Origin of the sequence: Streptomyces sp. NBRC 109706 (assembly GCF_000974485.1) — a bacterium.
Lineage (GTDB): Bacteria > Actinomycetota > Actinomycetes > Streptomycetales > Streptomycetaceae > Streptomyces.
On sequence record NZ_BBOM01000011.1, the window covers coordinates 629,412 to 632,597 of the forward strand.

Sequence of the window (3,186 nt, forward strand, 5' to 3'; positions counted from 1 at the left end):
GGCAGGCACTTTACATGGGTGTTCGCTCAGTGTGGCCATGGACTCACATGGGGTTCGACCGCGCGAGGGCCGCCCCCAGGGGGAGAGCGGGCCCTCCCGGGCACATCCGGAGTCCCGTGTTCCGGATATGGCTCGAATTCGCGGGCCGCTTTACCTCGGCGACTCGTCCGGCCAACAGAAAGTTAATTGGCGAACAATCTGCCGCCCGCTTCCCCGGGGTGCGCCAGTGGCGCTGCCCGCATCGGCCCGTTTCCAGTCCGAGCGGCCATAAAAGGATCGGCAAAACCCGGCCGATTTGGCAGTGACGCATTCTAGGGGGGTGAAACAGGGGGGTGTAAAAGATCCCGACGGCGGAGTGATATTTTTCTCTGTCACCGCACCGGGCGGCGCGGGCCGCGACAGCCCGAAGGGCCCCCCGGAACGGAGGGCCCACGGCGACACGACCGACGTACGGCTAGCCGGGCAGCTCGATCGACAGCGGATGCCGGAAGACGTTCAGCGGATCGTAGGCCGCCTTGATCCCCTGCAGCCGCGGGTAGTTGCCCTTGTGGAACAGGGCGCTCGCCGACGTGTTGGACGTGTTCCAGTCGGCGCTCAGCAGATCCAGGTCCGGCCAGTTCACATGGCAGCCGTCGTTGGTGTCGCCGGCCACCGGCACCCCGCCGGTGTCCCGGTACAGATCGTGGTACAGCTGCTGCACCCACTTGGTGTGCGCGTCGTCCTCGGACACCACGTCCCACGCGGCGGAGACCGCCCCCGTGTAGGCCGCGTCACGATGCGCGTGCGCCGACGCGTCCGACGCGAGCGCGTTGATCTGCCCCCCGTAGGACGTCATCGAGAAGCTGGACGCGGGGTTGGCGTAGTCCGCCCGCGTCAGATGCTGGTAGACCGTCGCGATCTGCTCGTCCGAGTACCCCTTACGCATCACGGCGACCTTGCTCTTCCAGCGCGGCGGGCCCGTCACCCCCTGCGCCACGGACGAGTCCGGCGCGTTGATCGTGGTGGTCAGCCAGGGCAGCTGACCCGACTTCACGATCCTCGGCGCCGTGCCGACACCGGCCCCCATGTCCGCCAGGAACGCGTCCAGCAGCGCCTCGTTGCCCGGAACGCTCGGATCGGTCTGCGCCACGATCATCATCTCGGGCCGCTCCACCCGAGGTGCGCTCAGCGCACAGTGCAGCGCCGTGCCGGGCGCGCCCGGGGCGCTGTTCTCCTCCAGCCACGTGCTGAAGTTCCGCGTCACCCGGATGAAGCCGTCCTCGTCCAGGTCCTCCCAGCGCCACACCGCCTGACTAGTCATCAGCGCGTGCGGCGTGGCCGGCAGCAGCGCGCTCGGATTGGTCCCCGAGGCGCCGGGAGAACGCATCCAGTACCGCGTGACCACACCGAAGTTGCCGCCCCCGGCACCGGTGTGCGCCCACCACAGGTCCCGGTCCGAGTCCGCCGTCTCCCGGGTGGCCACCACCGCCCTGGCCTGCCCGTCCGCGCCCACCACCACGACCTCGACGGCGTAGAGGTGATCGGCTATCAGGCCGTGCTGGCGGGACAGCGCCCCGAAGCCGTTGCCGGCGATATGGCCACCCGCTCCGACTAAGGGGCACACCCCGCCGGGCAGGGTCACGCCCCAGCCGAAGGCGAGCGTCCGGTACACCTGCCCCAGCGTGGCGCCCGGCTGGATGGCGAAGGCGTTCATGTCCGTGTCGAACGTGATGTCACGCATCTCGGTGAAGTCGATGACGACCTCGACCTCGGGGTTGTCCACCAGCGCGTCCAGGCAGTGGCCACCACCCCGGATGGCGAGCCGCTTCCCCGAGTCGACCGCCTCGTTGACGGCCTGGACGACGTGCGAGGTCTGACCCACGACCTTGATGTTGTCCGGGTCGGTCGAGTAGCGCCTGTTGTAGCCCCGGAGGAGGAGGTCCTTGTAGAGCGGATCCCCTCGGTTGACGGTCACGAGGCCCGGAACCAATTCGGAGGTCGTACCGACGGTTCCGTCCGCCAGAGCCGTTCCTGCGGTCGCGCCTATGGCGAGGCCGGCAGTGGTTGTACCCATGCCGGCCAGAATTGTCCTTCGTGAAACTGCGGGCACCAGAATCCCCCAAGAGTAAGAGTGCGCAGTGTGCCGATCGACTGGTCAGGAAAACCGCACCGCATTCTTGAAGCTCCCCTAGCGGCGAACGGATCGTCGATCTATCGCGAGCATACCTAAGTCGTGTGGAAGACGAGATGGCTCGTGACAGTTTTGTGACGACGCATCTTATGTGGGGTGTGGGCGGCTGATGTTTCCCCAGGTCAGAGCGCATGTGGCAGCCCTCGGGAGCAACCTTGCCTTCGTCCGGTAACGGGTCGGTTTCCTTTGGGGATTCACGACCCCGAAGCGATCGGAAGAGGCCCCTCCGTGCTTGTTGAGGGCGCGACAAAAAACCGGAACCATGCCTTTTGTTTGGGTAGCTAAGGGGAGTCTTCCGAACGGCCTCCGCGTTAGTATCCTCAAGGAAACCATGAACGGACCTCGCGAAATGCGGACACCGCTTCCTAAGAGACGAACCCCCGAATCCACCCGGCGCGCGGCAAACGCGACCGCGTACCCGGAACCCCGGACCGCCCATATGTGGCAGAGAGCACAACGGAGTTGCCCCCGCCGCCATCCTTCAGACCCATGAAGGAAAGAGCGGCAGAGCATCGACCGCCACCGGCACATCGAATCCCCGACGGCGGACCGCACCATCCGACGCCCCGCCCCCCGGCCGCACCCCCCTCCGGACCCCGGCACCCACCGGCCACCCGCCCACCCCCCCCCCCCACCCGCCGGACCGGCCACGCCACCCCCCACCCCCGCCCCGCCCACCGCGCCGACCACCCCCCGACCACCGGCCAACCCCCGCTGACCAGGCCCAACACCACACCACCAGCGCCGCGTTAAGGGGAGCTGAGGGGTCACAGGTAGGGGGTTGTCGAGCGCCGCCGAGCAGCCCAATCATGGGCACCGACGCCCCCGAGGCACGCCCACACCCCACACCCCCGTCGTGGATCGCCGTCGATCCCGCCCCACCCGACCGCGCCCCCACGGCCGTCGACGCACGCCGTCACCCACGTCCCCGAACAGCACGCAACTCCCGCTGGCACGCGCGCCCAGAAACCCGGCGCCGCGCGACCGCCCACCGGAACTCGTAGTGAAGGACGGGA

Annotated in this window: 1 protein-coding gene; it reads right to left on the bottom strand. The window is 68.1% G+C overall.

Features of this window, described 5'->3' with window-relative positions:
- Positions 1-454: 454 nt before the first annotated feature.
- Positions 455-1,954: an FAD-binding oxidoreductase gene (locus AOM46_RS27300; RefSeq protein WP_158920707.1), complete on the bottom strand. Its 1,500-nt coding sequence runs from the start codon at positions 1,952-1,954 to the stop codon at positions 455-457.
- Positions 1,955-3,186: the final 1,232 nt, after the last annotated feature.